This is a genomic window from Streptomyces sp. NPDC055254 (genome assembly GCF_053606025.1).
On record NZ_JBSGQV010000058.1, the window covers coordinates 1 to 3,188 of the forward strand.

Consider the following 3,188-nt stretch of genomic DNA (forward strand, 5'->3'; position numbering starts at 1 on the left):
TGATGATCGCTGCACGAGACCCGTTCCCCACCACACCAACATGATCAGGGACCACGATCCAGCGCCGTACCGCCAACCATGCACGAGCTCGTTAGTCAGCAGCCAAATGTCGAGGGATATACGCCGCTCACGGAACTCGTGCCGGCCTCTTCTCAGAACGACACGTCGATGTAGTCGATGTCGGTGAATTTGACTTCGAGGTGGTCGGCGCGGGTGCCGCCGTCTTTGAAGTAGATGTTCTGGAGGCCTTCGGCGACGATCGCGCGCAGTTCCGGGTCTGGGGCGCCGTGCTGCTGGGCGTCGAAGAGGCGCTGTGTGTAGGCCGGGGGAGGTGGACGGTGAGGCGGCGCATGCGGCCGTCGTCGGTGGTGTCGATGGGTGCGGTGTATCCGAAGCGGGCGCGGGTCTCGACGGTGATTCCGGTGCGGGTGGCTGCTTCTTTGCGGCGGCGGTCGCGGACCTTGGGCTGCCAGCGTGCGCGCACGGCCGTGTCGATGCGGTCGGTGATGGCCTTGGGCGGGGTCTTGCGTTCGCCGGTGCGGTAGCGCTCGATGGAGCGCTGGCTGACGCCGAGCTCGGCGGCCACGGGACTGGTGGTCTTCAGCTTGCCCATCAGGAAGTTGATGCGGCCTTTCAGCGTCTTGGGCGGCTCCCGGGTGAAGGTCTCGCGGCCCGCGCGTTCCAGGGCGTCGTCGATGTCCCCCACGGTTCCTATTCTCCTTCGTCCGTGACGGCGTCGCCGCCCTTGATGTGGCGGGCGGGGTTGAGGCCCTTCTCCATGAGGTCGACGGCCCACGCCATCTCCTGGACGCCTTCGACCTTGGCGAGGCCCGGCGTCGTCCCGAGGCGGAAGGCACCCGGGACCGTGAGTCGACGGCCGACTGCGCGGCGGCCTTCCTCGCCGGCCGGCGCGACGTCGCCGACGGCCCGCCCGCCTCCAGCGGCGCCTTTGCGACTGGATCCGGTGCAGCGGCGATGGCGGCCGTGGCGTGCCGGGCAGGCTCGGTGGGTTGCTCCACGGGGCCGGTGAACGCCTCCGGAACTGCAGCCGGAGCGGGTACGGGAACCGGGGCGGGCGCGGACTCGGGGGCAGTCGGCGCGGGGTACCGCTCGGCTCGCTCCCGCGTCCACACGGCGTCCACACCCCTCGTCCATCCCTCGTCCGTCCCTCGCCCCCGCGGCGCGTCCACGCCCCTCGACCGGGCGGCGGGGTGCGGCGGGTTTGCGGGCGGCGAAGCGGGTCAGACGCCCCGTACCGGCGACACCGGTCGGCGCCCGCCGCGCGCCACGCCCGCGGGCCTCCGGCCGGGTGCGCCCGGTCCCGCTGACCGCAGCCAGAACGGTCCGACCGACGGGAGTCCGCATGACCACCCGGCCCAGCCCCATGGAATCCGGCGCCGACGACCTGCGGGTCGTGGTGGTCGGAGCAACCGGAAACATCGGCACCAGCGTGGTCCAGGCGTGCGCCGACAGCCCGGCCGTCGCCTCGGTGCTCGGCATCGCCCGCAGGGTTCCGCACTGGCGTCCCGCCAAGACGGCCTGGGCGGCCGCGGACATCGAACCGGACGGCCCGGACCTGGTGCCGCTGTTCACCGGTGCGGACGCGGTGATCCACCTCGCCTGGAAGTTCCAGCCGACGCACCGCCCCGTGGAGACGTGGAGCACCAACGTCCTGAGCAGCGTGCGCGTCTTCGAAGCCGCGGCCGCCGCGGGCGTGCCCGCCCTGATCCACGCCTCGTCCGTCGGCGCGTACTCGCCCGGTCCCAAGGACCGCGCGGTCGACGAGTCCTGGCCCACCCACGGGTGGCCGCAGGCCGCGTACACCCGCGAGAAGGCCTACCTGGAACGCGTCCTCGACGCCTTCGAGCCGTCCCACCCCGCACTCCGGGTCGTGCGCATGCGCCCGGCGTTCCTCTTCAAGCGGACCTCCGCCTCCGAACAGCGGCGGATCTTCGCGGGGAGGTTCCTGCCGGGACGGCTCGTGCGCCCCGGCCTGATTCCGGTCGTGCCCGACCTGGACGGACTGACCTTCCAGGCCCTGCACACGGACGACGCGGCGGCCGCCTTCCTGTCGGCCGTCACCCGCCCCGTTCGCGGGCCGTTCAACCTCGCGGCCGAACCCGCACTGGACGCGCGGGTCCTTGCCCGGATCCTGCGGGCCCGCCCGCTCCCCGTACCGACGGCCCCCGTCCGGGCGGCTCTGGCCGCGGCCTGGCGGCTCCACCTGGTCCCCGCGTCCCCGGACCTCTTCGACGCCGTCCTTCGCCTGCCGCTGATGGACGCCTCCCGAGCGCGCGCGGAGCTCGACTGGCACCCCGCGCGCACGGCGGTGGAAGCCGTCGAGGAGTTCCTGGAGGGCCTGCGCGAAGCCGCCGGCATGCCCACCGCGCCCCTCGCCGCCTGAGCCCGGCGGCGGACCCGCTCACGGTTCGGGCTTCGGCTCTTCCTCGTCCTGCGGGCCCACCCGGCGTTCGTCCCCCTCGGCGGGATCCGGAGCCGGCTCCGGCCGGTCCAAGCGGCTCGCCTCGTCCGTATCGGCCGCAGCCGTCCGTTCCCCCGCAGGCCGCGTCGTGCGCCGCCCGGTGTGACCGGTGTGCCCGGTGTCGTGCCCGTCGTGCGGAGGTACGCCTCCGGCGCCGCCCTGCTCGTCCATGGCCGCCCGCCTCCTCGTGCTCACAAGGGTCCTCTCCGGGGCGGCTGCCCGTGCCCCGACACGCGAAACGCGGGTACGGGAGGACCTGCGGATCGCGTACCCCTCTCCGGCGGAACGACGAATTCCGTCGACTCCGTCGACGGGAGAGCGATAGGAACGGGCATTCCCGGGTAGGCGCGCCTCGGACGCTGCGGCGGTTCCCGCTGTTCCGCCGAATTCCTCCAGAGGAACGAGGGGCACCATGATCATCGCCGGACTCATCCTTCTGCTCATCGGATTCCTGACCGGAATCTCCATCCTGTGGACCATCGGGATCATCCTGCTCGTGGTCGGAGCGGTGCTGTGGATCCTGGGCTCGGTGGGACACGCGGTCGGCGGTCGACGCCACTACTGGTAAGCGGTAGCACCGCGGCGGGGGGCCCGGGGGGAGGGGGTAAGGCCGGGCCCCCCCCCGCGCCCCCCACGACGAGAGCAACACAGAGCACCCGCCCCCCCCCCCCCCCCCCCACGAAGCGCCCGGACGCCCCCCCCCCCC

General features: G+C 72.9%; 3 protein-coding genes and 1 pseudogene. 2 read left to right on the forward strand and 2 right to left on the reverse strand.

Annotated features, from left to right (window positions below; translation table 11 throughout):
• Positions 1-152: 152 nt before the first annotated feature.
• A pseudogene (gene tpg, locus ACWFQ8_RS31710) lies at positions 153-706 on the reverse strand (telomere-protecting terminal protein Tpg).
• Positions 707-1,363: 657 nt separating this feature from the next.
• On the opposite strand from tpg, the gene ACWFQ8_RS31715 reads away from it, so the two are divergent.
• A complete protein-coding gene (locus ACWFQ8_RS31715; protein WP_453789735.1) occupies positions 1,364-2,404 on the forward strand; it encodes an NAD-dependent epimerase/dehydratase family protein in 1,041 nt (346 codons plus the stop codon).
• Between the two features lie 18 nt (positions 2,405-2,422).
• On the opposite strand, the gene ACWFQ8_RS31720 is transcribed toward ACWFQ8_RS31715, so the two are convergent.
• Positions 2,423-2,653, reverse strand: coding sequence for a hypothetical protein (locus ACWFQ8_RS31720; RefSeq protein WP_453789736.1), 231 nt, complete (start codon positions 2,651-2,653; stop codon positions 2,423-2,425).
• A 241-nt stretch (positions 2,654-2,894) separates the two neighbouring features.
• Here ACWFQ8_RS31720 and ACWFQ8_RS31725 point away from each other — a divergent pair, with 241 nt between their 5' ends.
• Positions 2,895-3,050 (forward strand): DUF6131 family protein, encoded by a 156-nt coding sequence (locus ACWFQ8_RS31725; protein ID WP_453789737.1) that lies wholly within the window; start codon positions 2,895-2,897, stop codon positions 3,048-3,050.
• The last annotated feature ends 138 nt before the right edge of the window (positions 3,051-3,188 follow it).